This is a genomic window from Mesorhizobium sp. WSM4820 (assembly GCF_055811075.1).
This window is the reverse complement of record NZ_JBVVQN010000036.1, coordinates 1-26702: the sequence shown is the minus strand read 5'-3', so window position 1 is coordinate 26702 and position 26702 is coordinate 1. Positions and strand designations below refer to the sequence as shown.

The following is a 26702-nucleotide window of genomic DNA, read 5'->3' as shown; positions in this document are numbered from 1 at the left end:
GCAAGGCTTCCGATCACCAGGAGCACTGCAACGCTTCGTTTCGATCTTCTCGGCTCTGCGCAATCTCTTCGTCCCGCACGCTCGAGACGCTCCGCTCTCGCTACATATTCACCGCCTGCAGGCCATGGCGCAATGGAAAGCTGTGGCCGTGGTCAGCTGACATCAGCGGCCGCAGGTCTCAACGTGTTGATATGCAGACAATGTGACATCGCCGTACATAGTTGAGCTGAGAATTCCGAGAAAATTCAGCCAAGGCAACAAAACCTCCAAACAGATTTTACGGAACTTTGCACCCGCCAATCGCCGACGATGGTACGTTCACTTCAAGATCTGAGTAGCAGGACGGCTGCACACCTGATGCCGATTTGCGCTCGGATCTCCGCACAGAACGCAACATCGGAGAGAGAATCGATGGCAAGAAGAGCGCTTATCTTGATTGAAGGAAGCAAAACGGGTTATGGTTTGCTATACGTTCAAGCTGCCCGCCGTCTTAATCTCCATCCAATTACGCTGTCGATTGATCCGACTCAGTATGACTACATTGCGGCGGAAGGGGTCGAGGCGATCCGTGTCGATACAGATAATCTCGAAGCGCTGATCCAGGAATGTTCTCGGGTAGGTTCGACTTATGACATTGCCGGTATTACTGGCTTTCCTAGCCCGGCTGAGTCGGTCTATGCGATAGTTGCCAAGCTCTGTCGTCATTTCGATTTACCGGGACCAAGCCCCGCATCCATTGAACGATGCTGCGACAAGTCCGTTCAACGTCAGCTCCTAGCGGGCGCTGTTCCAATCCCTGCTTTTCGCCTGGCAGCGAATGAGACTGATGTAAAACGCTCCGCCGAGGAGATCGGACTGCCGGTGATCCTAAAGCCAACCGTCGGCGTTGGCAGCACCGGCGTCCGATTGTGCCGCAACGTCGATGAGTTGGCCGAACATGCCACCTATCTATTGGGGGGGCAGCACATATCGCAATCTTTGCCAAAGATACTGGTGGAAGAATTCGCACAAGGCCCCCATTACAGCGTTGACGTAATGGGATATGAGGTTTTTGGAATAGCTGCCGCTGACTTCGGCCACCCACCGCATTTCGTCTGTCGTGAGTACACCTATCCAGCCGTGCTGACTGACGACGAGCATAGACGTATCGCCGATGTTTCGATGGCGTGCTTACGAGCTCTTGGCCTTGGCTGGGGCCCAACGAACATTGATCTCCGATGGACCAAGCTTGGCCCAGTCGTCATTGAAGTCAATCCACGTCTTGCTGCGACACCCACTCCTCAACTGGTTAAGTTGGCTTACGGCGTCGATCTCATCACCGAACATATCAAGCTTGTCATCGGCGATGGATGGAATTTGTGCAAAAGGCATTCGCACGCTGCGGCCGCGCGGTCCCTCATTCCTGATCGCGATGGTATCCTCAATTGGATTGAGGGCGAAAATCAGGCGGCCGCTATACCAGGTGTCGCCGAGGTCAAACTGTATGCCGAACCAAAGAAGCCGATCGTCAGGAAAGGTGATTGGCGAGACCGCATCGGATATGTCATCGCTGCTTCAGCGACCATTGCTACGACTGAGGTAATACTTCAGAGTGCCATCGACTTGATCCATTGGTCGATCACACCATCTCCGACCGCCGACGAAAGCGAGCAACCCGCGGCCCCTGACATCGCCGCACCTGCCCAGGTGGTGCCGGACAAGAGGTGATGGTCGGTCGCCGAACGTCAGTGCAAACAAAAGGTGATATCAGGTGAACTTTCGATGAAGTCGTTGGCCGTTAGCTCGCCGCCATGAATCCAAAAGCCTGTTAGCTACGGATGCCCTCTGCCAGCGGGGGATTGTACGCAAGCCTGCGCGACTTGGCGCGTTTCGGTGAGATGATCCGCCAAGAAGGCAAATGGAATGGCAAGCAAATCCTTCCAGCGTCGGTCATAGACGACACTCGGCGCGGTGGAAATCCGGCGAAGTTCACAGTCAAGGGCATGCCCGGTTATTCCTACCGCAGCATGTGGTGGGTTTCCCACAACGAATTTGGCGCGATCGAAGCTCAGGGCATTCACGGTCAACGGCTATATATCGCGGCAGGAGCAGAGATGGTTGCGCAGTTCGCGTCGCACCCGATGGCTTCTACTGTGTTTAGCGATGCAATCACTGTTCCGCAAACGTTTGAACTGTCGCGCTCCTGCGCGGCTAGCCATTCCCCAACGGGATGACAGTAAACTTGAAATTTCGAAGCTCAAGGAAACCTCGATGGATAACGACCAGTTTTATAACATGCGCACGAGCTGTCCAATTCCAAAAGAGCTGGCCTTTCCGGAGGCGGAATTTCGCAGTCGTGTTGAGGAAGTTAGGAAAGTTATGGATGAGGCGGGCCTTGACACCCTTCTGATCACGTACCCGCCTAACCTAAGCTATTTGAGTGGCTACCAAGGTTTTGGTTCGTGTTGGTATATGTGTATGATCTTACCTCGCGAAGGGGAGCCAATTCTTCATATGGCCCACTTGGAGTTCGCCCCCGCTTTGCTTACTTCCTGGGTATCAGACATTCGAGGCGTTCGCTGGGCCGAGGGAGGAGAAGCTGACAGGCTGGTAGGGATAGTGAAAGAGCGGAAATTGGAAGGCAAGCGGATTGGCGTTGAGCTGAGAAGGCCCGGCCTTACCCTTGAACTTTATGAAGGCCTGAAACGTGGTCTGCCTGGGGCTACTTTTGTTGATGCCTCGGAAGTGGTCGCGAAGCCCCGAATGATCAAATCACCAGCTGAGCTGGACTACATGCGCCAGGCGGCTAGAATCACCAAAAAGGGCCTCGACGCAGCGTTGCCCGTGATCAAGCCTGGGGTCACTGATAATCAGATTGCCGCCACGCTCTATGAAACGATGATCCGCGAAGGCAGCGAGTTTTTCAGCTTACAACCAGTCGTCGCAGCGGGTCACCGGAGTGGTATAGTCCATGCCAGTTTCAAGCGCACACCCCTTCAACTAGGGGATACGGTGGTCCTTGAATTCGGGGCCGCCTACCAGCGCTACACTAGTGCAATTTACCATACTGCCGCAATCGGGAAGCCGTCTTCGGGAGTAGAGAAACAGGCCAAGGCAATCAACGAAGGTCTCAAGGTCCTGTTTGGTGCCGTTAGACCGGGACGAACCATTCACGACGTCGCAAAGGAAGTGAGCATTAGCCTGAAAGAAGTTTGGCCCGAGCCAAGCGTATATGGGTATTCAATTGGATTGGGGGCACCCCCTACGTGGTGCGAAGACCTCTGCTACATAAGCGAAGGCATTGAGTTGGAACTAAAGCCCGGCATGACGTTCCATTCACCAGTCGGGGAACTGATACCAGGGACCCCGGGAGTAGGATTCAGTGAGACTTGGGCTGTTACTGAGACAGGATGCGAGATCCTTACCCTTCATGACACTAGGTTGACGGTAGTAGATGCCTAAGGAGTGGCTCTCTGGCGCCGCAGCCAGACTTTTGGTTCGGGCGGTCGTCCGTCACAATGATAGCGTGAAAGGCGTCATGGCTGAGCCAGCTGCACCAGGAGACGACCGTGGTTTATTATGCCGGGACAGGTGGCTGCGCGCCGTCCAAAAAACGAATGGTGCGTCGTGCCAATTGAAAAACCAAACCAACGGACTTTCAAAATGCTGCAGAACCAGGGAACGCAGGCCGGTCAGGTCTTGGGTATTCTAGATCTAGAGCCAGGACCTACCGTTCCCCCGACACACGGGACTCTGGCAGATCCGGTCACGTTCAGTTTCCCCATCATAAGGGAAACAGTCTCAGGAGCCTGAGTGAATGTAGTCGTTCCTGGTGATCCAGCGCTCGAATCGGCCTACGTCGCAGCCGCCCGGCGCTTAGTGGAACGCGGCGCTGTCGCGATAACGGCCGACTGCGGCTTTTCCCTCCGACATCAGGCCGCAGTTGCTGCGGCAGTTAGCGTCCCAGTAGCACTGTCAGCCCTGATGTTAGTCCCCGTCATTCTACGCCAACTACCGCCAACGGCCAAGCTCGCAATTCTAACCTCCGATGCTGCCTGTTGTGGAAAGGAGCTACTGGATATTGACGATCCGTCTGAACAGGCACGGGTTGTGATAGGCGGTGTTGAGAATACGCAAACCTGGTTGAATGAGATAGCGCGACCGCCGGTGCCAACAAACACCGCGGTCCTGCAAAGAACCTCACCCTGGATTGGTGAAAAGTCTTTCGGATTGCCTCTATGGGGGCGATCGACCGACTTCCCAATGATGTCCTAGGTCTCACATCGCATCGCGGACTTGCGGTCACCAAATATCCGAGAGGGCGAAGCCTTTCGTGAATGGATCAGCGGCATCGGTGCGCAATTCCTCTTTTCCGCACATCCAGGCCTGTCCGGTGATTCGGGGGAGCACGGCTTTGCGGTTCCAATGACTGTTTCGCCAATCACTTCCGCGGTGAACTCACCGCCAATGATCGAGCGCGACCGCCTGCTATCCCCGACCGACACTTGCCGCGCCTATGCAAAACAGCCAGGCCCGCTGGGCTGCCCGTGCCGCAGGGCGAGCGTTCGACGCGGCCCGGCTTCAACGTCGTACAGGTTCGAACAGCGCTATCGGGCTCCCGCCCCCTGAACATGACATAGGCGATCTCGTCGATCGACGGGATTTCCGGGTGAGGAAACGAAACTTGGTCGGCTACAAGCGCTTTGATCTCGATTCCCGCCTCGGCCAGTTCGGGCGCGTTGGCGGGATCAATCGACAATCCGATCTGGCTGACGGTAAGCGCGCATTTCTACGCACCTTTTGGTGTTGAGTGCTCTGATGCATGAGGTGACCACCAAAATAGGTGAACACCAAGTGATGGAAGAAGACGAGCAGAAACTGTGGGTGAGGCTTGTCGGTCGGAATGGGCGACGCCGATACGACCCTGCATCGAAGAACCGTCTTGTCACTAACGGCGAAGATGACGATGTCGCCGACCTTCCGGATACTGGATTGCCAAAGGTCGAAAGCAAGACCGCAGAGAAGAGCGGCCGCAGGCCGTTACCGGAAAACCTGCCGCGCGAGTGCGTCGAATATGGCCTTCCCGACGATCAGAAGGCCTGCCCTGCGGTCGTGGCCAGATGCATCGTATGGGCGAGAGCGTTACCGAGCAGCTTCATATCGAAGTGAAGGCAAAGGTCCTGCAGAATGTGCGGTTTAAGTATGCTTGCCGCCATTTGCGACCGCACGGGGATCAACACGCCCGTCGTCATCGCGCCGATGCCCGCTCAACTCTTGCCGGGCAGTATCGCCACAGCATCGACGCTGGCCTTCGCGCCCGTTCATAAATATGTCGACGGCACACCGCTCTACCGCCTGGCGCAGGTCTTCGAGCGCGCAGGCGTTCCGGTCAGCCGTGGCGCTCTCGGGCACTGGGTGATCGGTTCGAGCGAAAAACATCTCTTCCGCATCTATGACGCGCTGAAGCTGCGGCTCAGATATCAAGGCGAAAGCACGCGATGCGCGCAAAGAGTTCGCTAATGCAACTTGACATCAGAGATAGTCGCTCATCCATGGTGACGAGACCACGGTCCAGGTGCTGAAGGAAGAGGACAGAGAGGCCGCCAGCACCTCGTATATGTGGGCGTACCGGAGCGGCGAGGACCGTGACGAGCCGATCGTGCTGCTCGATTATCAGCCGGGCCGCGGCCAGATACACCCGCAGACCTTCCTGGCGATTACCGCGGCATAGTGATGAGCGACGGCTATTCCGCCTTGCGCACGCTGGAAGGGGCCATCATCTTGGATGCATGGCCCATTCCGAGGCGGCGATTCGTCGACGCACTCAAAGCGAGAAAGAAGAGTGGCGGGCCGCCGGAAAAGGTGGTCCGGTTCTTCGAACAGCTCTACCGGGTTGAAAGACAGGCCCGGAACGAAATCCCCGGACGGCGAAACCCAAGATCACTGCATCCGCCGCTTCCGCCAGCAACATAGTGTCCCCATCCTCCATGCTCTCGAGCATGGCTCGACAACATCGCCCCAAGGTCTTGCCTGGCAGCAAGCTCGGGGACGCCGTCTCCTACACCCTGAACCAATGGGAATATCTGACGCGTTACACCGAGGACGCCAGCATGCCGAGCCGCCGCAGCCTGACCCGACGCGTCCGTCTGAAAGCGACGATCAGTTGTTGCAAGGGCCGTCAACGTGCGGGGAAATGAGCGCTTACGGCTGACGTCGACGATAGCGTAATAATGACGCCCCCGAAAGCGATGTCGGCCTTGATTGTTTCCCACTTCGGGGTGGAGACTGCTTGGTCCAGCATCTCCACCAAGGCGGCCACTTGTCGAGGCCGATCGCCATGCAGCGGCCATTCTCGCAGCGCGCGCGGCCGTGATCAGACTCGCCGGGGTGTCGAGCCGTACAACAGTTTCAGGTTCGACCATCTGCACCCGACTACTTTTCGAGCAGGGCCGTGACCACGCACATACAGTTGCTTCCCGACATCGGGTGAGCGCTGTCGGCCTGAGCCATGAAGCCGGCCCCGGCGTCTGGCCTGGTCGGGCTCTTGGTGGTCTTATCCTTGCTTTCCTCGGGCCACTTGCCGCCTTCGTCCTGGCTGCGCTGAGCGATTTGGTGCCGCTGACTGCTGTTGCCCGTTCAAAATGGGCAGGTTAGGGCTTCTCCGCTGGGGCGTGAGCGGATCACAACGCTATCCATGACGGCCTACGCTTCACTGCGATATCTTCTGGTCCGAGCGGCCATTCCCGCGGAGCACTTGTTCGGGCTGGCAAGCATTTCCATCCTGGCGCTGCCAATCCGAGAGGCCTCCTCCGAGTTCGTCACACCGTCGCTCGCGCTGGACCTGAAGCCAAGAAGCGGCCCGATTATCGTCAAGGGCGACTTCCTCATAGCCGAGCACAACCTCGATGCCTTTCTGGACTGCATGCGCGAAAGGGCGACGTGTTCAGGGCCGGCCGGCGCGCGGAACTGGTCGCTCCAGCGAAGCTTGCACACGCCCTCCCTGTGGACCGAGACCTACTGGACGCCGACGTGGATGGACCACCTTCGCCTGAACCATCGGCTGACTGCGGGTGACGAGGAAATCGGTGTGCCTCTCGCCGAACTGCATGATGGGGACATTCCTCCTGAGCCGGTGCTGTCGATAGAGGAGGGACCGGTGCGGCTCGCAGCCGCAGCCAGCCGACAACGCGCATTTCGCGGCCTTGAGGTGGATCTGGCGATGAGAAAGGCAGTCGATCAACCGCAATGATCGGACATCGGATATTTTGCGATTTGTCGGGCCATCCCAAACAAGTTCCCGACTTCGTACCGCTTGACTCCGGCCGCGCAGCTCCACTCGTTTGTCGTTGCCCCAGTCTCAACGACAGCCGCTTTTTCTTCGTTGTTCAGCTATCACCATGCGACCGAAATTCCGACCGATCGAATGGTCGACATAATCGATGCACAATCCATCTTTTCCGCACACCCGAAGATTTCTTCTTCCTGTTATCGCTATCCAAGGGCGCGTCTACCAGAACTGTCGGGTCGACATAGAAGCCCTTGTTGAACCCGGTGGGCTTGCCGCCACCTGCAACAACCTTCGCTCCATCAGCGGGGCAGATCGATCGCCTTGGCGATCGTGTCGAGTTCCATCGCCGTCATTGACGTCAGTACGCCTAGCTTGAGCACCATCGTGCAGCCTGCGGCGAGCGCCGGTGCTAGCTTCCAGGTCGCCATCAGCAACGGGAAATTCGAGGGGATAATCGCTGCGGCGACCCGATCTGCTCCTACGGGCAGCCAACACGTGCGCTCTCCGGGCTTCTGCGTGAGCACACTAAGGCTATTCATGATGGTTGCACTTTACGGCTATCTTCCCAGATCAGACCGGTTTCGCGGGATCCCCACGCCTACGCGCATGCGATTACAGCTCGCCGATTTTCGGGGTGCAACATGCATCAGCTGTACAACTGTTGGTTCTACAAGTCCGTACATTCTGGACTTGACAATGAACGACAATATGTCGACATCCGTATCTTGGTGAGGAGACTGGAGCTCTCGATCCGGGCAAGCACGCCAATCTGACTGCAACCGATTCGATGAAAGGCCCCCCATGCATTCGTCTCTGCCCACCATAGCGCTCGGCCCTAGCGACCCTGCCTACACTGCCGAAAACACGGAGCCTCCGGAAGATTGCAGGGACGTCGCGAAGGCGAGCGCCGAGGAGGATGCTCAACCGGTTAATCGTTCGATCACAGTTGGCGGCGAGACCCTCGCCTACACGGTGACCGCGGGCCACCTCACCATCCGCAACGACAATGGCGAGCCGACGGCGAGCATGTTCTATGTCGCCTATACGATGCCCCGGCGAACGATCGCCCGCGACCGGTCACGTTCCGCTTCGACGGAGGACCGGGCAGCTCGACCATGTGGCTGCACATGGGCTCTTTCGGTCGGTCAAGGTCGACGCCTCGATCCCGGAGACCGTCCCCGGACCGCCGTTCCGCTACGGGTCAAACCCGGACGCCTTGCTCGATGTCAGCGACCTCGTCTTTATCGACGCGCCGACGACGGGACTATCCCGGGCGATCGGCAAAGCCGGTCCAAAGGACTTCTTCAGCGTGGACAAGGACCTCAACGCGTTCACGCGTACAGTTCAGCGCTATCGCTGGAACAGCCCGAAGTACATCTTCGGCGAAAGCTATGGAACAACTCGCGCTGCGGGCCTTTCCCTTTCCCTTTTCAACGCGGGCGTTCAGCTGAACGGCATTGTCTTTATTTCGACGCTTTTAAATTGGGCTGACCAAGTGGGCGACCAGTCGCACATCAGTAACATGCCGACCTATGCCGCGGATGCCTGGTACCACGGCAAAATTCCGAACAAGCCGCCCCTAGACGCTTTCCTCGAGCAGGCGCGCGAGTTCGCATTCGGATCATATGCGCGGGCACTCCAGAAGGGGAATTTGCTGAGCGAGGAGGAGAAGCAGTCATTAGCGCGGGAACTGGTACGGATCGACGCGCAGTTTGGCGCGGACGATAATAGTCGACCGAAAGTCCCGTCAGTTGCAGCGCAAACTCCTTCGCGATCGTCACGAGATCATAGGATTCATAGACGAGCGCTTTGTCGGGATGACCGAGGCCAACACCGCTGGGGAGGCTGCCAGTTACTGTCCGCAAATCAGTGCAATCACCGGCGCCTTCGTGGGCGCGCTGAACGATTACCTGTTCCGCGATCTCGGCTACCGAGCGTGCAAGACGCTGAGCGGGTGTTCGCGCGCGTGCAAAAGATTGCACAAGGTGCTGCGCTTATGACCGAGACCTCGGTGAAAGTGCAAATCACCGGCGGCTACTCGAACCTTTTGCCCACCGTCATGTATAAGAACATGCGCCGTGTCGGCCCGGCCCCTTTTAACGCAGCTGATTATGACTTCGCCAAGGAGCTTCGCAAAACGTCGCTGACGGACGAAGATGCGCTGGCCAGCGTCGTGGGGCGCGATATCTTCTCTCTGAAGGACAAGATCCTCCACGATAGCCTCATACCGTTGGGGACAGGCCAATTCGAGTTTGGCTCGACAGACGTGGGCGACGTCAGCTGGATCGTGCCGACTGCACAGTGTCAAACAGCCTGTTTCGCCATTGGCACGCCCTTCCACAGTTGGCAGCTTGTCACCCAAAGCGATTTGCCTGCGGCCCACAAGGGGATGATATTGGCTGCCAAGATCATGGCTTCTACGGCGGCAGATTGTATTCGCAATCCAGAAATCATCGCTCGTGCAAAGGCGGAGTTCAAGCAACAAACGGGGCGCGCATCCGCTGCTCCGCTGCGGCGCCATAATGCACGGCAATAATTTGCGCTGTAAGCCTCTGAGGATATCTAATGTCTTTGATCCAGCTCTCAACCCACCTCTGGGTCTATGAAGATACTTGTAATGTCTACATTCTGAAAAGTGGCAACGGCTGCCTGCTTATCGATACAGGATCGGGTGCTGTTGTGCAGCACCTTACGGACATGGGCATCGAGCAAGTTGACTGGGTTCTGCATACCCACCATCACAGAGATCAGTGTTGGGGAACGCCCGTTGTTCAAAAGGCCGGAGCAAAAGTTGCGGTACCTCAATACGAACGGCATCTGTTCGCCGACATCGAGGCCCATTGGCAGACGCGCCGCATCTATGACAACTACAATGACACCAACACTTTTTTTGCGTTGCCAGAAAACGTTTCTGTTGATGCAGTTCTTGAAGATTATAGTATGTTCACTTGGAAAGAATACGAATTTCGTATCATCCCCGCAAAAGGTCATACTTACGGTATGGTCAGTCTGATTGCATACGTTGACGGTAAAAAGGTTGCCTTTATAGGCGATTTGATGAACAGCGGCGGGACACTCTATCAACTCCACGCTATGGAGTATGGCTATGGCGATCTTCTCGGTGTTGAGTTTACGATGCAGTCGATCCTTGCTCTGAAAAAGGAAAATGTAGAAACTGCCTATCCGTCACATGGGGGACCTATGACGGAGGTAAAGGCGGACATTTCGACGCTAGAAACGAGGCTCGAGGCAGTCGCTACCCTAGGTGGGCTCCGTACGTCTGGAAAGGTCGGAGAAGGACGCAGTGAAGCAAAACTTTTGCGCGAAAGTCGTCTCCAGCGTATCACGGAACATTTATTGTGGGCCGGACCGTACACCTGTTCTAACTTCTATATTGTCCTAAGCGGGCAAGGTCACGCGATGCTGATTGATTACGGATTGGCCTCTGATGGGCATCTTCATGTGGGTCCAGACCACGGAAGTATGCAGGCCTTGCGTTTTGTCGAGCATCACCTCGATCAACTGCGAGAGGACTATAGAGTCCGAGATATCGAACTCGTCGTTCCTACTCACATTCATGATGACCACGTATGCGGAATTCCGTATCTCCAACAGCATTTTGGTACCCGGTGCTGGGCGCTCGATTGCGTTGCCCAAGTCATTGCCGATCCCGCAGCTTGGGCGAGTACGCCATGCTGCTACGACAAAGCCATCAAAGTGCAGCGGATTTTGCGCGATGGCGAGGCATTTCATTGGAGAGGATTTGATTTCGAGGTCCATTACGCTCCGGGGCAGACGGAGTATCACTCGATGATAGTTGGTAACATTGATAGCAAGCGAATCCTCTTCAGTGGGGACAATCTGTTTGTCTCGAACCCGCAGGCTGGAGGGATTGAGCGTGAGATCGCGATCCAGACAACGGTCATGCGTAACAGTTTTCAGTTGAAGATGCATCGCCACTGCGCGAAGGTAATGAGGGCACTGAAGCCTGATCTCATATGCCCCGGGCATGGCGAACTGATTGCGATGGATCGATCGAGAATCGCGGAGTACACCTACTACATCGAGCGTAAGGAGGCAGCCTTCCGCGATATTGTCGGAGAACCTGCAAACCATTTCATAGATTTGTTTTGGGCGCGAATGTTGCCCTATGTATCGACGGCTCGCCCGAACGACGAAGTGAGGTACACGATTAGGATTCGCAACAACTTGGAGCGAACGGCTACCTACAGTGCTCGTCTTTTGCCGCCGTCTGGCTGGACAACACCCTGCGAAACGGAAAGCGTCACACTTCGGAGGGGAGAGCATAGCGAGCTCCTGCTGCGGGCGATTGCGCCGTCCGCGGAAGAACCGCGACGGCTCATAACTGCGGAGGTTTTGATCGATAATGTCTCGCAAGGCCCAATCTGTGAGGCTCTCATCTCAGTTGTGCCCCACCAATATTAGAGTGCGCGGAAGGTTTTTTGAAGTCTTCCATGATCCAGGCATTTTGCGCCGCTGGCGGCTGCGCGCTCAGGCTCGGATCGGCCCTGCGTCGACTGCCGGGCAACACGCCGACAGCCGTGTCCTCCTGCCCATCGTCGATCAAACCTGCCGGAGCGTTTCGGGATCACGCGCGCCTGCGTGGCGGCCGACCGCGGCATGATCAGCGCTGCCACCATCGCCGCCCTTGAGGAGCGCAGCATGGAATATATCCTCGGCGCCCGCGAGCGGTCCAGCAGCATCATCCGCGACATCGTCCTCAATGACACCGCGCCGATGGCGCCGCTCGTGCTCGAGCGACAGAAGGGCGAGAGCAGCTACGAGTCAAGGAAATGAAGGTCGATAAGCAGCGCTACATCCTCAGCCGCAACGATGCCGAGGCCGAGAAGGACCGTAGCCGACCGGCAGGCGATCGGTGCCGGGCTCGAGGCCCAGTTGAAGAAAGGCGACAAGGCGCTCCTCGGCAACTCGGCCTATCGGCGCTACCTGCGCCGCACCAACGCCGGCAAGGCTTCGAGGTCGATCCCGGCAAGCTCGCCGACGAAGCCCGCTTCGACGGCATCACCGGTGCTCAGGACCAACGCCAAGATACGCCGCTGGGGGCCGTCCTGCGTTATCGCGACCTGCTCCAGGTGGAGACGCTGTTCCAGGCGGCCAAGCCAGCTTCGAAACAAGCCCATTTTCCACCCATCCGATGCCGCCATCCGCGGCCATGTCTTCTGTTCGTTCGTGGCGCTGACGCTGGCCAAGGAACGTAGCGCCGGTGCAAGGAAAAGAATCTCAAGCCGGAATGGCAGCCGCTCTCGATGATCTCGATCGCCTGCAACAGGCCACCATCGTGAAGGACGGCAAGGCCATCACCACCCGGGCGCACGTGACCGGTCAGGTCCGCAAAGTGTTCAAGGCCGCAGGCGCGCTGCCCACCAATCTCGAGCAACAGCCTGCCTGATCAATCCATCCCGGAAATGTAGCGGTAACACCCAGATGCTGGCGACCATCTTACTGAGTTAACTGGACCTTTCAAAACACACTGTTCAAGTCGGGTTAAAATGCTCGCGCGGTTTCATCGTGTTGCCGCATCCGGCTTTTGATCGGATGCTGTCCGGTAAATCGTCGGAATCTGCAATGGCCATAGTGCCGGTCGGCCAAGTCAGCCTTTAAATAACATCTCGCAGACCAGTTTCATCCCTGCAAACATGTTGCCTTAAATTAACGGACGTTACACATTGGTATACCGGAACTTAATAACAACACAAACACGTCATAACATATTAAACGTCGATTGATATTTAATTAGCAAATTTTAACGCGATCGGCTATTTCTAGCGCTACCATTATCTACTACGGTTGCTGCGCTGTCCTGCGTCATCGCCGACACATTACCAGTCCAGATCCGGTCGCCGGTGAAGGGCAACGCCAAATATTTGATGAAAAGGACATCAGTCGATTTTTCTTTGCAGCCCGCTGATCGTTCTCCGGCAGAGGAATGGGCGAACGCTCAGTGGATTAAAGAACTTTCGTGACGACAGGTCGCATTGCGCGCAGGGAGCCATAGAAACATGAAGATAATGTCGTTCAAACCGGGCCATGACGGCACGATTGCCGCGCTGGATGCCTCAGCAGCCGAGCTCATCTATTCTTATGAGGCTGAGAAGGATAATTTTCTGAGATATTCGGCCATCACCCCGACGACGGTTGTGGACGCCGCTGGCCGCCTCGACGCCTTTCCGGATGTGATCGCCATCAGTGGTTGGACGAAGACGGACTTTCCGAGCGGCAGTTCCATCGCGGCAGGCTACAAGGGCATCGCCCAAGGGTCGGAGATTGTGGGCGAGAGGACCATCTTAGGCAATAAGGTGCGTTTTTATTCTTCGACGCACGAGCGTTCCCATCTTTGGGCCTCCTATGGCATGTCGCCATTCCCCGCAGGAATGCCCTGTTATGTGCTGATTTGGGAAGGAGCTCTCGGCGATTTTTATGAGATCGATGAGCGCCTGCAAGTTGTGCATTTGGGAGAAGTGATAGCGAATCCTGGCCACAAATATTCTTTCCTTTATGCGCTGGCCGATCCGAAATTCACGTTACCCAAAGGGTGGACGCGCTTCGCAGACGCCGGCAAGGTCATGGCGCTTTGCGCCTATGGTCAGACCGGATCGCCTGACCCGGACGAGCAGACGCTAGTCGATTTCCTGCTTCCAAGAGATGTGTATTCGGTTTGCAAAGAGGATCTCCAGAATTCGCCCTACTACAACATTGGCGTAACCCATCAGAAGTTCACCAACCTCGCCCGGCGAGTGTCGGACGCCATCTTCGATTCGTTCCACGCCTTTGCGAAGCAGAACCTGACAAAGGGCTATCCGCTGCTGATTTCCGGCGGGTGCGGGTTAAATTGCGAGTGGAACCGTAGATGGCTCGAGACTAAGCTTTTTTCCGATGTTTTTATTCCGCCATGCACAAACGATACAGGCTCGGCGATCGGGACCGCAGTCGACGCGATGCGACATTTCACAGGCGACGCCAAGATCAAATGGAACGTCTATTCGGGCCAGCCTTTCACACTTGACGAAATTGACCGCACCGGGCTCGAAGTCCATCCACTGGACTACGGCCAAGTTGTCTCGGCGTTGCTGGACGATAAGGTCATCGGCTGGGTACAGGGGAATTGCGAAATCGGACCACGGGCGCTTGGCAACCGGTCAATTCTGGCCGCGCCTTTCTCAAAGGAAACGCATGAGCGGCTAAACCGCATCAAGAACCGGGAGGGTTTCCGCCCGATCGCACCCGTTTGCCTGGAAGAGGACGTTGGGCTCCACTTCGACTTGGCGCGCCCTTCACCCTACATGCTTCTTTTCCAGAAGGTTCTCGATAACCGATTGGGGGCCGTTACGCATGTCGATGGAACAGCACGGGCCCAGACAGTTTCTCGAGAGCAGAACCCCCGCCTTTTTCAGCTGCTTACCTCTTTCAAGGCGAAAAGCGGGGTCGGCGTCCTTTGCAACACATCTCTGAACTTCAACGGTGCTGGGTTCATCAATCGTGCAAGCGACTTGCTGTCTTATGCCCGGGCATCAGGCCTCGACGGATTCGTTATCAACGATGTTTTTTATCTCCTCAAGAAGACACCCTGCACGGCGCCGGCGAGCACGGCTGCGGATCTATGATAGAGCGGAAACGCAATCGGCTCATATTGCTGTGGCACGCGTGTGAGAACGGACTGAAGGCGTTGTGCCCATCCTTCTTGAATCGATGGAACGGCACGATCAATATCACCTCGCGCCCGAGATCCGACGCAATTTGCTGGCGATGAGCACGGCACAATCGACGATCGCGGTAGGGACGCTCATTGCTGAGCGCCCGCGCACAGATCCGTACGTGCAGAATTCCCGCATCGGCTCCTACCTTGGCTGTTTGACGTCGAAGCGGATTGCCGGCCAAGGATGTAGGATTCTTGGCTTCGGAAGCCATTGCGCTGCGAGCTTTTCCACGCGGGGACGTCAACGTCGCGTCCACCTGGCGACGGTGTCTCAGAGCCAGCGTCCAGAGGAAGATCACATGCGCCCGAAATGCCCAAAGTGATCGCAGGTTGGCGGGCACCGCGTGATAATCATAGTATCCGCGGACCACTTGCCTGAGCCATTTCGCTTGTTCGCGAACTGGCTGGTTTCTCAACCATCGCAGCCGGTCCTTGATCTCCCGGAGCTTCACCCTGATACGGTCGCGGCGGGAATTCCGCAGAAGCATGAAGTCTCTCCGCAGAGATTTGCCGCAGAACCATCAAGGCTCTGTGGGACGCGGTCGGCGCGGTCGTCGACCTCTTCCCCCCAGCCGAATGTGCCAATTACTTCAAAGCCGCAGGATATGAACCGGATTAAACAGGACGTGCTCATAATCAAAAGTCGGCCAGTTTTCGGCACTTACAAAGAGAAGGCTGACCATGAGACCAATGCTGCGGCTTGCCGGAAGCGGGACGAGCTCCCGCGAGATTGCCGTCGTGTTGGGAATAGCGCGCAGTACGGGTGCAGGATAATCTGCAGCGCGCAGCCGCGTTAGATTGACCTGGTCCTTGCGGGGCGAACTGACCGACGATGCGTTCGAGAACAAACTGTTCACTCGCAACGGGGTCAAACAGGGCACGAGAAGACGCACAGAACCAAACTGGGCCGATCTTGCCGTCGAGCTCAAGAAGCCCGGCGTCACCTTGCTTATCCTTTGGGATGAGTATGTGTGTCGCGTCCCGAAGGATATGGCTACAGTCGCTTTTGCGAACTCTTTCGCGGTTTCAGCAGCGGCTTTCTCCGACGATGCGCCAGGCGTATGCGGCCGGCGACAGGGTCTTCGTGGATTGTTCCGGCAAGAAGATTCCGATAGATCCGCGAGGCGGAGATCTCTCGTGGCGGTGCTGGGTGCTTCCAGCTACACCTTTGCCGACGCGACCTGGACGCAAACCTCCCGACTGGATCGGCTCGCATGTCCGAATGTTTCGTTTCTTCGGAGGCGTTCCCCGGCTGATCATTCCCGACAATCTGAAGTCTGGCGTCAGCCGCGCCAGTTTCTACGAATCCCGAGGTCAACCGCAGCTACGGCATGATGGCTTCCCACTGTGGTGTCGGTGTTCTTCCGGCACGGCCAAGAAAGCCTTGGGATGAATCGAAAGTGGAAAATAGAGCCGGAACAGCTTCTTGTGGTTCACGACCAGGCCCTCCCGCCCCCGAGGTTCGCGATCGCCTTCATCCGCTCGCGAACCTCAGGGGCGTCCGGTCCTGCTGGTCTCGTAGCGAACCGTCATGCGGCAACAGCCGATGGCTTTACACGCCCGCCGTTCGCTCATCCCGATAGTGTCCTGAAGGTTCTGCAAAATGCTTTGGAGAGAGAACAGCCCTTGCTCTGAGGCGAGGGGCGGCCATGGCACGCTGGTAAACTTACGACCACCGATTCCCGTGGAAGGGGAGTGCCATGACCAAGCCAGAAGTTAGACTGAGCAGAGGCGAGTTGAAAGCGTTGCTGTTGTCGGATGAGGACGGCTTCCGCAGAGTTTTGCAGGCTGTCGTGCAGGAGGCTTTGGAAGCCGAGATGACGGAGGCGATCGGGGCCGAGAAAGGCGAGCGGACGCGGAGCGGGTTGGCTACCGGTCCGGCTATTACGACCGCAAGCTTGTGACGCGGGTCGGGGTCCTGGAACTTCGCGTTCCGCAGGATCGGGCCGGCCGGTTCTCGACGGAGTTGTTTCGGAGAAGGCACTGGTGTCGGCGCTGGTCGAGATGTACGTGCAAGGCGTGTCGACGCGCAAGGTCAAGGCGATCACCGAGGAGCTGTGCGGCCACGGTGAGCGAGGCGCGGTGCGGCTGGATGAAGCGCTGAAGGCGTTCTTTGAGGAGCAGCGGCTTGCCGAACCTTACCCGTACCTCATTCTGGACGCGCGCTACGAGCGGGCTCGCGAGGCCGGCGTGATCGCCAGCCAGGCGGTGCTGGTGGCGATCGGCGTCGACTGGGAGGGCCGGCGCCAGGTTCTGGGCGTGGAGCTGGCCAACCGGGAGAGCCATTCGAGCTGGCGCGCGTTCGTGGTGGGGCTCAAGCAGCGCGGGCTTGCCGGCGTCGAGTTCGTCGTCTCCGACGACCATCCGGGGCTCAGGGCAGCGATCCGGGAAGTCCTGCCTGAGGCAGTCTGGCAGCGCTGTTACGTGCACTTCCTCAGAAACGCGCTCGACTATGTGCCGCGCAAGGTCGACGACGACTGCCTGATGGAGCTCAGATGGTTCTATGACCGGCGCGACCTCGCCGAGGTCAAGCGCGACCTGGCGCAGTGGATCGCCAAATGGCAGGCCAAATACCCGAAGCTGGTGGATTGGGTGGAGAACAACATCGAGGAGACGCTGAGCTTCTACCGGCTGCCGCTGCCGCATCACAAGCACATGAAGTCGACGAACATGCTGGAGCGGCTAAACCAGGAGATCAAGCGGCGCACCCTGGTCGTTCGCATCTTTCCCAACCCGCAGAGCTGCCTGCGGCTGGTGCGGGCGCTGGCGGTGGAGATCCACGAGAACTGGCTGGAGGCGACCCGCTATCTCAACATGGATCATCTGCGCGAGCACAAGAAGGAGAGCCTGAGAGCATTGGCCGCCTGAGGCGCGGCCGGCCATGTCCGCCGCTCCGCTAAACACGGGGGCTGCGCGGCGGACACGCCAACGTCACTGCCACGCCATTTTGCTGATGGGGTGGATGCCAGCCTTCTCCGACGGCATCGCAATGTGCCAAAGTTTGTGGTGTTAGCGCCACGCAAAGGAGAGGCAGGCATCCATGGAAAAGGTTACCATCATTGGGGTAGATCTGGCAAAGAACGTCTTTCAGCCGCACGGGGCGGCAGCTGATGGATCGGTTGTGTTCCGCAAGAAGCTGCCGCGCCTGCAGTTTTGCAAGTTCATGGCGAGTCAACCGGCATGTGTCGTGGCGATGGAAGCGTGCGGCAGCTCCCACTACTGGGCCCGTCAGATGGCTCGGCTTGGCCATGAGCCAAGACTGATTGCCCCGGCCTATGTCAAACCGTTCGTCAAGCGGCAGAAGAACGACGTCGCAGATGCGGATGCGATCGTCGAAGCAGCGCAACGACCGACAATGCGCTTTGTCGAACCGAAGACCAAGGAGCAGCAGTCCCGGGCTATCGTGTTTCGCACCAGAGAGCAGTTCGTGAATCAGCGAACCGAATTGGTGAATGCGCTGCGCGCGCACCTCTATGAGTTCGGTTATGTTGCTCCGCAGGGCATCGGCCACCTGCCACGTCTGGCAGAGATCGTCGAGGACGAGAGCGCAGACCTGCCGGATCTGGTCCGCGACATCTGTAGCGCTCTACTTGACCAGATCGACCAGTTGAGCAGCCGGCTCGCGGCATTGAAGAAGACGATCGACACGCTGTCGAAGCAAGCTGAAACATCTCGGCGGTTGCAAACCATGCCCGGTGTCGGCCCTATCGCTGCCCTTGCCATTGAAACCTTTGCGCCGCCGATGGAGGCCTTCAAGTGCGGTCGCGATTTCGCCGCCTGGCTCGGGCTGGTCCCTCGGCAGAAGTCGAGCGGCGGCAAGCAACGACTAGGGAAGGTATCGAAGATGGGCCAGCGCGATATTCGGCGGTTGCTCATCATCGGCGCCATGGCTGTGGTTCGATGGGCGTCTCGGAGGCGCGCGCCCGACGGTTCCTGGCTTGCCCGCTTGATGTTGAAGAAACCGCGCATGCTGGTGGCAATCGCGCTGGCCAACAAGATGGCGCGTGGCATCTGGGCCATGCTGACGAAACAGGAGGACTACCGGAATCCGGCGACGGTGCCTGCGTGATTTGCAACAACGCACCTGAGACCGGGGCGTCGGAGATGTGAGGAAGGCATGAACTGCATGGGCAAATGATCGATCAGATCGGGGTCAGGAAAACCAGAGTCAAGTTGAGAGCCCACGCAAGCTCGCTTTGCTGATTTGGACCTGATCCGCGCATCACCATACCGGCCCGCGGCACATGGAACGGCCGCAAATCAAGGCCTGACACATGACCGCACTCGATCACATGTCCAATGCTTCAGGTTCTTCCTTGCAAAACGGCTGGCATCCACACAAGAACTTGACGCACACAACTCTCATCCCGAACCCTTCCTTCAGGCGAGCGACAGCTTTCCGCTTGGCCGCGGGTGTCACCATTAATGGGATGGTCCGCCCCGTCCTCCCGCAGCATCATCTGGACAGTCACACCAAAGGAGGTTGCAATGTCCACACGCAATGCGCCGCGCCCTGCGGCAGTCTATGGAGTCGATATCGACAAGAACATCTTCCACGTCGTCGGCGTGAATAGCGGCGGCGAGCCCGTCCAGCGAGCTCGCTTCCGACGCGACACGCTGCAATTCTTTGAACGAGCAGCGCCGGCGATCGTGGGGATGGAATCGTGCGCAGGATCCCAATGGATCGCCAGGAGACTACGGGCACTGGGGCACAAGGTTCGCCTGATCCCAGCGAAGTTCGTGAAGCCCTACCTGAAGTCGAACAAAAGTGACATTGTCGATGCCGAGGCCATCGCCGAAACGGCCACTCGGGCAACTATGCGGTTCGCCGCAATCAAGAGCGAGGAACAAGCTGACCTTCGGGCGCTGCATCGGGTGCGCGACCAGATGATCGGCACTCGAACCCGTCTGATCAATTAGATGCGAGCGTTCTGCCTGGATATGGCATCGCGTTGAGACAGAGAGCGGGCCTGTTCAAACTCGACCTGCCACTGGTTCTGGACGACGCGTCGAACGACCTCTCGCCGGCGATGCGCAAACTGCTCACGGACCTGTTCGCCGATCGGCGCCGGCTGGAGCAGCGAATCGACGACATGACGAGGGAGATCGCTGCGATTGCAGATCGAGAAGACGTTGTCCACCGGCTCATGACGATCCCCGGAATCGGAGCAATGGGCGCCACCGCCCTTCTTGCGGCCGTCGGCAGCGGACGCCAGTTCCAGAAGGCCCGCGATCTGGCTGCATGGCTGGGCCTTGTCCCGCGGGAACACTCGACTGGGGGGCAAGCAGAAGCTCCTCGGCATCAGCAAGCGGGGCTTCGTGCCCTAACCATTTATTGGGAGTGCGCGGATCTGATCATGGCCTGGCTGCAACAGCAGTCCACTTGCCAGATATGCAACTGGCATCGTCATCGGCGATGTCGCGAACCCTTGCACGGACGTGGCGGACCATACATTCTTTCCCACAAGATCCTTCAACGCGGCATTGTCGAGCATGGCGTCGGCCAGAAGCCGCTTCAGCCGCGTGTTCTCGTCCTCCAGCGCCTTCAGTCGCCGAGCCTCGGAGACATCCATCCCGCCGAAGCGGGCTTTCCAGTTGTAGATCGAGTCGTCGCTGACCCCGTGCTTGCGGCACAGATCGGCAACCGATACCCCGGCCTCGGGCAAGGTCAATACCGAGAGGCAGTCGTCAATTCTAATGGGACAGGGGACGCAGGGCGTAGCTCTCATTTTTATGACGGACTTCAAAAACTGGTTGACTTTCGCGACATTTTGTCGACAGTAACAATCCTGAGATACGTGGAGGACGTTTCAATAAGCCAGCGAAAACCTAGCCGTTTGAAACAGCCGAATATCCACCCCAGTTCCGTGCGTGTTGCAATCCCGGTACTGGGATCGACGCGCTGTAATGTCTCGCACGCCAAAAGTGCTGCGGACCAGAATATGAGGTCTGCTTCGCGGTGAGGCCGAAGCAGTATGGCTCGCGCTTTGGGATCCGTCGATTGGTCGACGTCCCAACGGGATAAACCTATGAATGCCTAAAAAAAGGGGAACTAAAATGACTGACGAAATGCGTTTTCTAAGTGACTGCGTCGCAAAAGGTAAGTTGTCCCGACGCGATTTCGTAGGTCGGGCCGCGGCCCTCGGCGTTAGTGCTGTCTTGGCTAATAACCTGCTTGCCAATCCCGCAAGGGCCGGGGCACCCGTCAAGGGGGGCTTGCTTAAAGCCGGGATGCAAGGTGGAAAGGCCACGGACACTCTCGATCCAGCAGCCATGGGGAATGCAGTTGAATTTGTCTCCAGCCGCCAGTGGGGCGAAACGGTTGTTGAGCTGGACCCAGACAGAAAAGTGCAGCCGGCACTTGCCGAGGAATGGGGCTCCTCGAAGGACGCCAAGGTCTGGACCTTCAAAATCCGCAAGGGCGTACAGTTCCACGACGGCAAGGAAATGACTCCCGCCGACGTGCTCGCCACCATCGAGCGCCATGCCGGCCCCGACTCAAAATCCGGCGCCCTCCCACTTTTGCAGGGCATCGACAAGATTGCCGTCGACGGCCAGAACGTGGTCTTCACGCTCAAAGAAGCAAATGCTGAATTTCCGTTCATAATGACCGCACACCAAGCGGTGGTCCAGCCGAATGGCGGCAAGGACAAGCCGACCGCCGGCATCGGAACCGGGCCTTACAAGGTCACCGCCAATGAACCTGGTATCCGACTTGGCGGCGAAAGGTTCGGAGGTTACTGGCGCGATGATCGCGGCTTTGCCGATCAGATCGAGATCGTCGTGATCAACGACGGGACCGCCCGCAACTCTGCCTTGCAAAGCGGGCAGGTTCATATGATCAACCGTGTCGATCCGAAAGTGGTCGAACTCCTCAAGCGGTTCCCCGCCATCACCATCCGCAACGCCAGCAGCCGTGGCCACTATATGTTTGTTTGCCAGTGCGACACGGCGCCCGTCGACAACAACGACCTGCGGCTCGCGCTGAAATATGCCATCGACCGCGAGGAGATGGTCCAGAAGATCCTGGGGGGCTATGGCTCCGTTGGCAATGACACGCCGATAAACAAGACCTATCCGCTGTTTACCGAAATGGAGCAGCGCAAGTATGATCCGGACAAGGCAGCCTTCCATTATAAGAAGTCCGGGCACTCGGGATCGGTGCTCCTTCACACGTCCGACGTCGGCTTCCCGGGCGCGGTGGAAGCTGCTCAGCTTTACCAGGCGAGCGGGGCCAAGGCGGGCATCACCATCGAGATCAAGCGCCACCCAGGCGACAGCTACTGGTCAGAATACGATGAAATGCCCTTCAAGGCTAGCTATTTTGGCGGCCGTCCGACCCAAGACATGACGTATTCGATCGAGTACCAGTCTAAAGCACCATGGAACGAGTCTCACTTTTCCAACGAGAAGTTCGACCAGATGCTTGTACAGGCGCGGGGTGAACTCGATGCCGACAAGCGCAAGAAGCTCTATTCCGACATGGGCCAGATCGTCCGCGACGAAGGCGGCGTGATTCTCCCAATGTTCAATGACTTCATCGATGCCACAGGGCCGCAGGTTGGTGGCTGGGCTACGGACGGCAACCAGGAACTTATGGGCGGCTACGCACTTTCCAAATGCTGGCTGCAGGCCTGAGGCCGTACGACAATGGTTCGCAATCTTATTGCCCAGCGCGTTGCGCTGGGCATCCTTTTGCTAGCCGCCGTTTCGGTTCTGATCTTCGCCGGTACCAATCTCCTGCCGGGCGACGTTGCGCAGGCCATTCTCGGCAAAACGGCAACGCCGCTTGCGCTTGAGAATATCAGAAGGGAAATGGGCCTCAACGACCCTGCCTATGTCAGGTATTTCCACTGGCTGTTCGGAATTCTGCAGGGTGACCTGGGCACTGCGCTGACGACCAAGCTCGATATAGCCACGTCCATCGGGGAGCGGCTGTGGAACACGCTGTTCCTCGCCTTCTGGGCCGCCATCGGGGCGGTCCCGCTTGCCGTCATCTTGGGGCTCGTGGCCGTGCATCATCACAACCGCCCGGTTGATAAGCTGATCTCGGGCTGGGCGCTTGCCTCCACCTCGGTGCCGGAATTCTTCACTAGCTATTTGCTGGTCTATTTCCTCGCGGTGAAATTCCAGGTCTTGCCTGGCATTTCTACAGTTTATGATGGCATGCCCTTCCTCGACAGGATGAAGGCGGTAGCGCTGCCCTGCACCGCGCTGACCCTGGGCATTCTCGCACATATGATGCGCATGACGCGGGCGGCGATCCTCAACGTCATGCAGTCGGCTTATATTGAGACTGCCGAACTGAAGGGCCTGACGGGGTTCGAGGTCATCTGCAAGCATGCTCTCCCCAACGCCATTGCCCCGATCATCAATGTCGTGATCCTCAATCTCGCCTATCTCGTGGTCGGCGTCGTCGTCGTCGAGGTGATCTTCGTCTATCCAGGCATGGGGCAGTATCTTGTCGACCATGTCGCCATGCGCGACGTGCCGGTCGTCCAGGCCGTCGGCCTGATCTTCGCCGCCGTCTATATTTTCCTCAATGTCGTGGCCGACGTGGCGTCCATTCTCGCCAATCCGCGCCTCAGGCATCCGAGGTAAGGAGTCCCATGCTAAGACGTATTCCCATCGGTGCGCTGATCGGCCTTGTTATCACCACCCTCTTCTTCCTCGTGGCGATCTTTGCACAGTGGATCGCCCCCTACGGCCTCGGCGACATCGTCGGCGGAGTCTGGGAGCCGATATCGGCGAAATTTCCCTTCGGCACCGACAATCTTGGCCGCGACCTGCTCTCGCGCATGATCTATGGCGCCCAGACGACGATCCTGATCGCGCTTCTGGCGACACTGCTTTCTTTTTCCATGGGCGCAATCCTCGGCTTCACTGCTGCGGTGGTTGGCGGCTGGTTCGATATGTTGATGTCCCGTTTCGTCGACCTTCTGATGGCGATCCCAACGCTGATCTTCAGTCTCGTGGTGCTCTCGGTCCTGCCCTCGACGCTGATCACGTTGATCCTCGTCATGGGGACTCTCGATGCGACCCGCGTCTACCGCCTGTCACGCGCGGTCGCATCGGACTTGAACGTCATGGATTTCGTCGAGTCCGCCAAACTGCGCGGCGAAGGCAAGTGGTGGGTAATCTTCGCCGAAATCTTGCCGAATGCGCTCTCGCCGCTGGTTTCGGAACTGGGGCTGCGCTTCATCTATGCCGTGCTCGTCCTCTCCGCTCTCTCCTTCCTCGGCCTCGGCGTGCAGCCGCCGGCAGCGGACTGGGGCGGCATGGTCATGGAAAACAAGGATGGCATCGTGTTCGGCATCCCGGCGGCGCTGATCCCAGCGGCGGCGATTGCCGCGCTCGCCATCTCCGTCAACTTGGTTACCGACTGGATCCTGAACCGCACCACCGATCTTAAAGGAGGACGCGGCAATGGCTGACATTCTGCTCGCCATCCGCAATCTTCGCATTGAGGCGACCACCTATCCGCCCGGCGAAGGGCCAATGACGACCATCATCGTCGATGATGTATCGCTGACGCTCGAGAAGGGCAAGGTGCTGGGCCTGATCGGTGAATCCGGCGCCGGCAAATCCACCATCGGGCTCTCGCCGATGGGCTATGGCCGCGGCGGGGTGCGCATCACCGGGGGTGAGGTCATCCTCAACGGCCGCGATATACTCAAGCAGGGTAAGAACGGCATCCGCAAACTGCGCGGCCACGAAGTATGCTATGTCGCGCAATCCGCGGCGGCAGCCTTCAATCCCTCCCAGCGGCTGATGGGCCAAGTCGTGGAAAGCTCGCTCAAGCATGGCTTAGCCAATCGCGCCGAGGCCGAACGTCGGGCGGTGGCACTATTTCGCAAGCTCAGCCTTCCCAACCCGGAAAATATTGGCGAGCGCTATCCGCACCAAGTCTCCGGCGGACAATTGCAACGCCTGATGACGGCGATGGCACTCTGCCCCGAGCCGGTTCTGATCATCTTCGACGAACCTACCACGGCGCTCGACGTGACGACGCAGATCGACGTGCTCGCCGCGATCAAGCAAGCAATCCACGCCACCGGTGTCGCCGCGCTCTATATCACCCATGACCTTGCCGTTGTCGCGCAGGTGGCCGACGACATCATGGTGCTGCGCCATGGCAAGATGGTCGAGACGGGCACCACCCATCAGATCATCAAGCAGCCGAAGCAGGCCTATACTAAGGCGTTGGTCTCCGTGCACCATATCGAGCATCAGGAGAAGCAGCCAACGCCCAAACCAGTCCTGTCGGTGAAGAACGTCACGGCGGCATACGGCGGCGGCGCCATCAAGGTGCTGAAGAATGTCTCAGTTGACATACATCCGGGCCAGACGCTTGCGGTGGTCGGCGAATCCGGCTCGGGCAAGTCGACGCTGGCGCGGGCGATCACCGGCCTATGCCCGCCGCAGGAGGGCGAGATCACCTTCGACGGACGTAAGCTCTCAAACCGGTTGGCCGACCGCACCAAGGAGGATCTGCGCCAGCTGCAGATGATCTACCAGATGGCGGATGTAGCAATGAACCCTCGTCAGACCGTCGGCAAGATCATCGGCCGGCCGCTGACTTTCTATTTCGGCCTGAAGGGTGCCGAGCGCGACCGGCGCGTGCAAGAGCTGCTCGAAGAAATCCAGATGGGTACCGGCTTCCTCGACCGTTATCCGGCCGAACTGTCGGGAGGCCAGAAGCAGCGCGTCTGCATCGCCCGTGCGCTGGCGGCCAAGCCCAAGCTCATCATCTGCGATGAGGTAACTTCGGCCCTCGATCCGCTGGTGGCGAACGGTATCCTGAGGCTGTTGCTCAATCTGCAGAAGATCGAGAACGTCGCCTATCTCTTTATCACTCACGATATCGCCACGGTGCGGTCCATCGCCGACTCCATCGCCGTCATGTATCGCGGTGACGTGGTGCGCTATGGGGCGAAGAGCCAAGTGCTGACGCCGCCCTTCGATGACTATACCGACCTGCTTCTTTCCTCAGTGCCGGAGATGGAACTAGGCTGGCTGGAGAAGACCAGCGCAGGCCGCAAGATGGCGAGTGCAGGGAATTAGAGACGTGCGTCTTCGCTATAACCGCCAGTTCAACGAGGTTCTCTGCGCCGGTCCTCTCCTTAACCGGCGCAAGCTGGCCCGGCCTCCGAGCCGGGCCACTTTTTGATCGGTATACCGAACAGAAGGCGTTCGACCTATACAGTTTCCCAATGCCCGCGCCTTGATGAAAAAGGATTGCCCGCCCTTTGCGGGCGTAATGAGGAGAGACTGGTATTGTTTTGGGCGCGAATGTTGCACTATGTGTCCACCGCTCGGCCGACGACGAAGTGAAGTACAGGATTAAGATTAGCAACAATTTGGAGCGAACGTCTACCTACAGTGCTCGTCTTTTGCCGCCCTCAGGTTGGACTACGCCGCCCAATGAAACGGAAAGCCTCACACTTCGGCGAGGAGAGCAGGGCGAGCGCCTGCTGTGGGCGATTGCGCCCTCCGAGGCAGAATCGCGAAGAAGGCTCATAAGTGCAGAGGTTCTGATCGATAAATGTCTCGTAAGGGCCCAGTGCGAAGCTCTCGTTTCAGTTGCGCCGTACTAGATTAATGTAGTCGGCTGTGAAGAACTTCGATTTCGCTGACGGCGGTTGCGATCAGGGCCGGAAAGACGGGGCTGGCAAATGGGCGCCCGCCGGTTGGATCGTC

Annotated in this window: 17 protein-coding genes and 11 pseudogenes; 23 read left to right on the top strand and 5 right to left on the bottom strand. The window is 58.1% G+C overall.

Annotated elements, in window-relative coordinates:
• From AC0L2R_RS32675 to AC0L2R_RS32660, 4 genes and pseudogenes are all read left to right on the top strand, one after another.
• Positions 1–160: pseudogene (locus AC0L2R_RS32675) on the top strand (IS6 family transposase); the annotation flags it as partial.
• Between the two features lie 251 nt (positions 161–411).
• On the top strand, positions 412–1707 hold the full coding sequence (locus tag AC0L2R_RS32670) for an ATP-grasp domain-containing protein (RefSeq protein WP_473513848.1): 1296 nt from the start codon (positions 412–414) through the stop codon (positions 1705–1707).
• Between the two features lie 131 nt (positions 1708–1838).
• Positions 1839–2213 (top strand): hypothetical protein, encoded by a 375-nt coding sequence (locus AC0L2R_RS32665; RefSeq protein ID WP_473513846.1) that lies wholly within the window; start codon positions 1839–1841, stop codon positions 2211–2213.
• A 37-nt stretch (positions 2214–2250) separates the two neighbouring features.
• The gene (locus tag AC0L2R_RS32660) at positions 2251–3441 is read left to right on the top strand and encodes a M24 family metallopeptidase (RefSeq protein WP_473513844.1); all 1191 of its coding nucleotides are present in this window, start codon (positions 2251–2253) and stop codon (positions 3439–3441) included.
• Positions 3442–4281: 840 nt separating this feature from the next.
• On the opposite strand, the pseudogene AC0L2R_RS32655 reads toward AC0L2R_RS32660, so the two are convergent.
• A pseudogene (locus AC0L2R_RS32655) lies at positions 4282–4753 on the bottom strand (proline racemase family protein); the annotation flags it as partial.
• 44 nt (positions 4754–4797) lie between these two features.
• Between AC0L2R_RS32655 and AC0L2R_RS32650 the strand changes: the two are divergent.
• The 6 genes and pseudogenes from AC0L2R_RS32650 to AC0L2R_RS32625 all read left to right on the top strand — a co-directional run bounded on the left by AC0L2R_RS32650 (position 4798) and on the right by AC0L2R_RS32625 (position 7228).
• Entirely contained in the window at positions 4798–5148 is a 351-nt protein-coding gene (locus tag AC0L2R_RS32650) for a hypothetical protein (RefSeq protein ID WP_473513852.1), read from the top strand.
• Positions 5100–5306, top strand: a complete 207-nt coding sequence (locus tag AC0L2R_RS32645; RefSeq protein ID WP_473513843.1) for an IS66 family transposase zinc-finger binding domain-containing protein — start codon at positions 5100–5102, stop codon at positions 5304–5306. Before AC0L2R_RS32650 ends, AC0L2R_RS32645 begins: the two co-directional genes overlap by 49 nt.
• Positions 5239–5499, top strand: a complete 261-nt coding sequence (locus tag AC0L2R_RS32640; protein ID WP_473513850.1) for an IS66 family transposase — start codon at positions 5239–5241, stop codon at positions 5497–5499. The genes AC0L2R_RS32645 and AC0L2R_RS32640 overlap by 68 nt, the downstream gene beginning before the upstream one ends.
• 55 nt (positions 5500–5554) lie before the next feature.
• Positions 5555–5952, top strand: a pseudogene (locus tag AC0L2R_RS32635) (IS66 family transposase).
• Between the two features lie 14 nt (positions 5953–5966).
• On the top strand, positions 5967–6176 hold the full coding sequence (locus AC0L2R_RS32630; RefSeq protein ID WP_473513841.1) for an IS66 family transposase: 210 nt from the start codon (positions 5967–5969) through the stop codon (positions 6174–6176).
• 497 nt (positions 6177–6673) lie between these two features.
• The gene (locus AC0L2R_RS32625; RefSeq protein ID WP_473513839.1) at positions 6674–7228 is read left to right on the top strand and encodes an MFS transporter; all 555 of its coding nucleotides are present in this window, start codon (positions 6674–6676) and stop codon (positions 7226–7228) included.
• Positions 7229–7572: 344 nt separating this feature from the next.
• Here AC0L2R_RS32625 and AC0L2R_RS32620 read toward each other — a convergent pair.
• Positions 7573–7752 (bottom strand): annotated as a pseudogene (locus AC0L2R_RS32620) (aldehyde dehydrogenase family protein); the annotation flags it as partial.
• A 632-nt stretch (positions 7753–8384) separates the two neighbouring features.
• On the opposite strand from AC0L2R_RS32620, the gene AC0L2R_RS32615 reads away from it, so the two are divergent.
• The 6 genes and pseudogenes from AC0L2R_RS32615 to AC0L2R_RS32590 form a co-directional block, all read left to right on the top strand.
• The gene (locus tag AC0L2R_RS32615) at positions 8385–9803 is read left to right on the top strand and encodes a hypothetical protein (RefSeq protein WP_473513837.1); all 1419 of its coding nucleotides are present in this window, start codon (positions 8385–8387) and stop codon (positions 9801–9803) included.
• 29 nt (positions 9804–9832) lie between these two features.
• Complete coding sequence (locus AC0L2R_RS32610) at positions 9833–11713, top strand: MBL fold metallo-hydrolase (protein WP_473513835.1); 1881 nt, start codon at positions 9833–9835, stop codon at positions 11711–11713.
• Positions 11714–11810: 97 nt separating this feature from the next.
• A pseudogene (locus AC0L2R_RS32605) lies at positions 11811–12698 on the top strand (IS1634 family transposase); the annotation flags it as partial.
• 610 nt (positions 12699–13308) lie between these two features.
• Positions 13309–14910, top strand: coding sequence for a carbamoyltransferase C-terminal domain-containing protein (locus tag AC0L2R_RS32600; protein WP_473513833.1), 1602 nt, complete (start codon positions 13309–13311; stop codon positions 14908–14910).
• Positions 14870–15064, top strand: a pseudogene (locus AC0L2R_RS32595) (ISNCY family transposase); the annotation flags it as partial. The gene AC0L2R_RS32600 and the pseudogene AC0L2R_RS32595, both read left to right, overlap by 41 nt.
• Before the next feature lie 452 nt (positions 15065–15516).
• Positions 15517–15621: pseudogene (locus tag AC0L2R_RS32590) on the top strand (IS630 family transposase); the annotation flags it as partial.
• Here AC0L2R_RS32590 and AC0L2R_RS32585 read toward each other — a convergent pair.
• Together AC0L2R_RS32585 and AC0L2R_RS32580 are read right to left on the bottom strand one after the other, a co-directional pair.
• Positions 15593–15946, bottom strand: coding sequence for a hypothetical protein (locus AC0L2R_RS32585; RefSeq protein WP_473513831.1), 354 nt, complete (start codon positions 15944–15946; stop codon positions 15593–15595). The pseudogene AC0L2R_RS32590 and the gene AC0L2R_RS32585 overlap by 29 nt on opposite strands.
• A gap of 463 nt (positions 15947–16409) precedes the next feature.
• Positions 16410–16580: pseudogene (locus AC0L2R_RS32580) on the bottom strand (IS3 family transposase); the annotation flags it as partial.
• Positions 16581–16702: 122 nt separating this feature from the next.
• On the opposite strand from AC0L2R_RS32580, the pseudogene AC0L2R_RS32575 reads away from it, so the two are divergent.
• The 3 genes and pseudogenes from AC0L2R_RS32575 to AC0L2R_RS32565 form a co-directional block, all read left to right on the top strand.
• Positions 16703–17870: pseudogene (locus tag AC0L2R_RS32575) on the top strand (IS256 family transposase).
• A gap of 172 nt (positions 17871–18042) precedes the next feature.
• Positions 18043–19071, top strand: coding sequence for an IS110 family RNA-guided transposase (locus AC0L2R_RS32570; protein WP_473513829.1), 1029 nt, complete (start codon positions 18043–18045; stop codon positions 19069–19071).
• Positions 19072–19490: 419 nt separating this feature from the next.
• Positions 19491–20318 (top strand): annotated as a pseudogene (locus AC0L2R_RS32565) (IS110 family RNA-guided transposase); the annotation flags it as partial.
• A gap of 134 nt (positions 20319–20452) precedes the next feature.
• Here the strand turns inward: AC0L2R_RS32565 and AC0L2R_RS32560 are convergent.
• Positions 20453–20731, bottom strand: a pseudogene (locus AC0L2R_RS32560) (transposase); the annotation flags it as partial.
• Between the two features lie 328 nt (positions 20732–21059).
• Here AC0L2R_RS32560 and AC0L2R_RS32555 point away from each other — a divergent pair.
• Genes AC0L2R_RS32555 through AC0L2R_RS32540 form a run of 4 tightly spaced genes read left to right on the top strand, consistent with a single transcriptional unit; the run spans position 21060 to position 26066 of the window.
• On the top strand, positions 21060–22640 hold the full coding sequence (locus AC0L2R_RS32555) for an ABC transporter substrate-binding protein (RefSeq protein WP_473513827.1): 1581 nt from the start codon (positions 21060–21062) through the stop codon (positions 22638–22640).
• Between the two features lie 12 nt (positions 22641–22652).
• Complete coding sequence (locus tag AC0L2R_RS32550; RefSeq protein ID WP_473513826.1) at positions 22653–23603, top strand: ABC transporter permease; 951 nt, start codon at positions 22653–22655, stop codon at positions 23601–23603.
• Between the two features lie 8 nt (positions 23604–23611).
• The gene (locus tag AC0L2R_RS32545; protein ID WP_473513824.1) at positions 23612–24436 is read left to right on the top strand and encodes an ABC transporter permease; all 825 of its coding nucleotides are present in this window, start codon (positions 23612–23614) and stop codon (positions 24434–24436) included.
• Positions 24429–26066 (top strand): ABC transporter ATP-binding protein, encoded by a 1638-nt coding sequence (locus AC0L2R_RS32540; RefSeq protein ID WP_473513822.1) that lies wholly within the window; start codon positions 24429–24431, stop codon positions 26064–26066. Before AC0L2R_RS32545 ends, AC0L2R_RS32540 begins: the two co-directional genes overlap by 8 nt.
• The last annotated feature ends 636 nt before the right edge of the window (positions 26067–26702 follow it).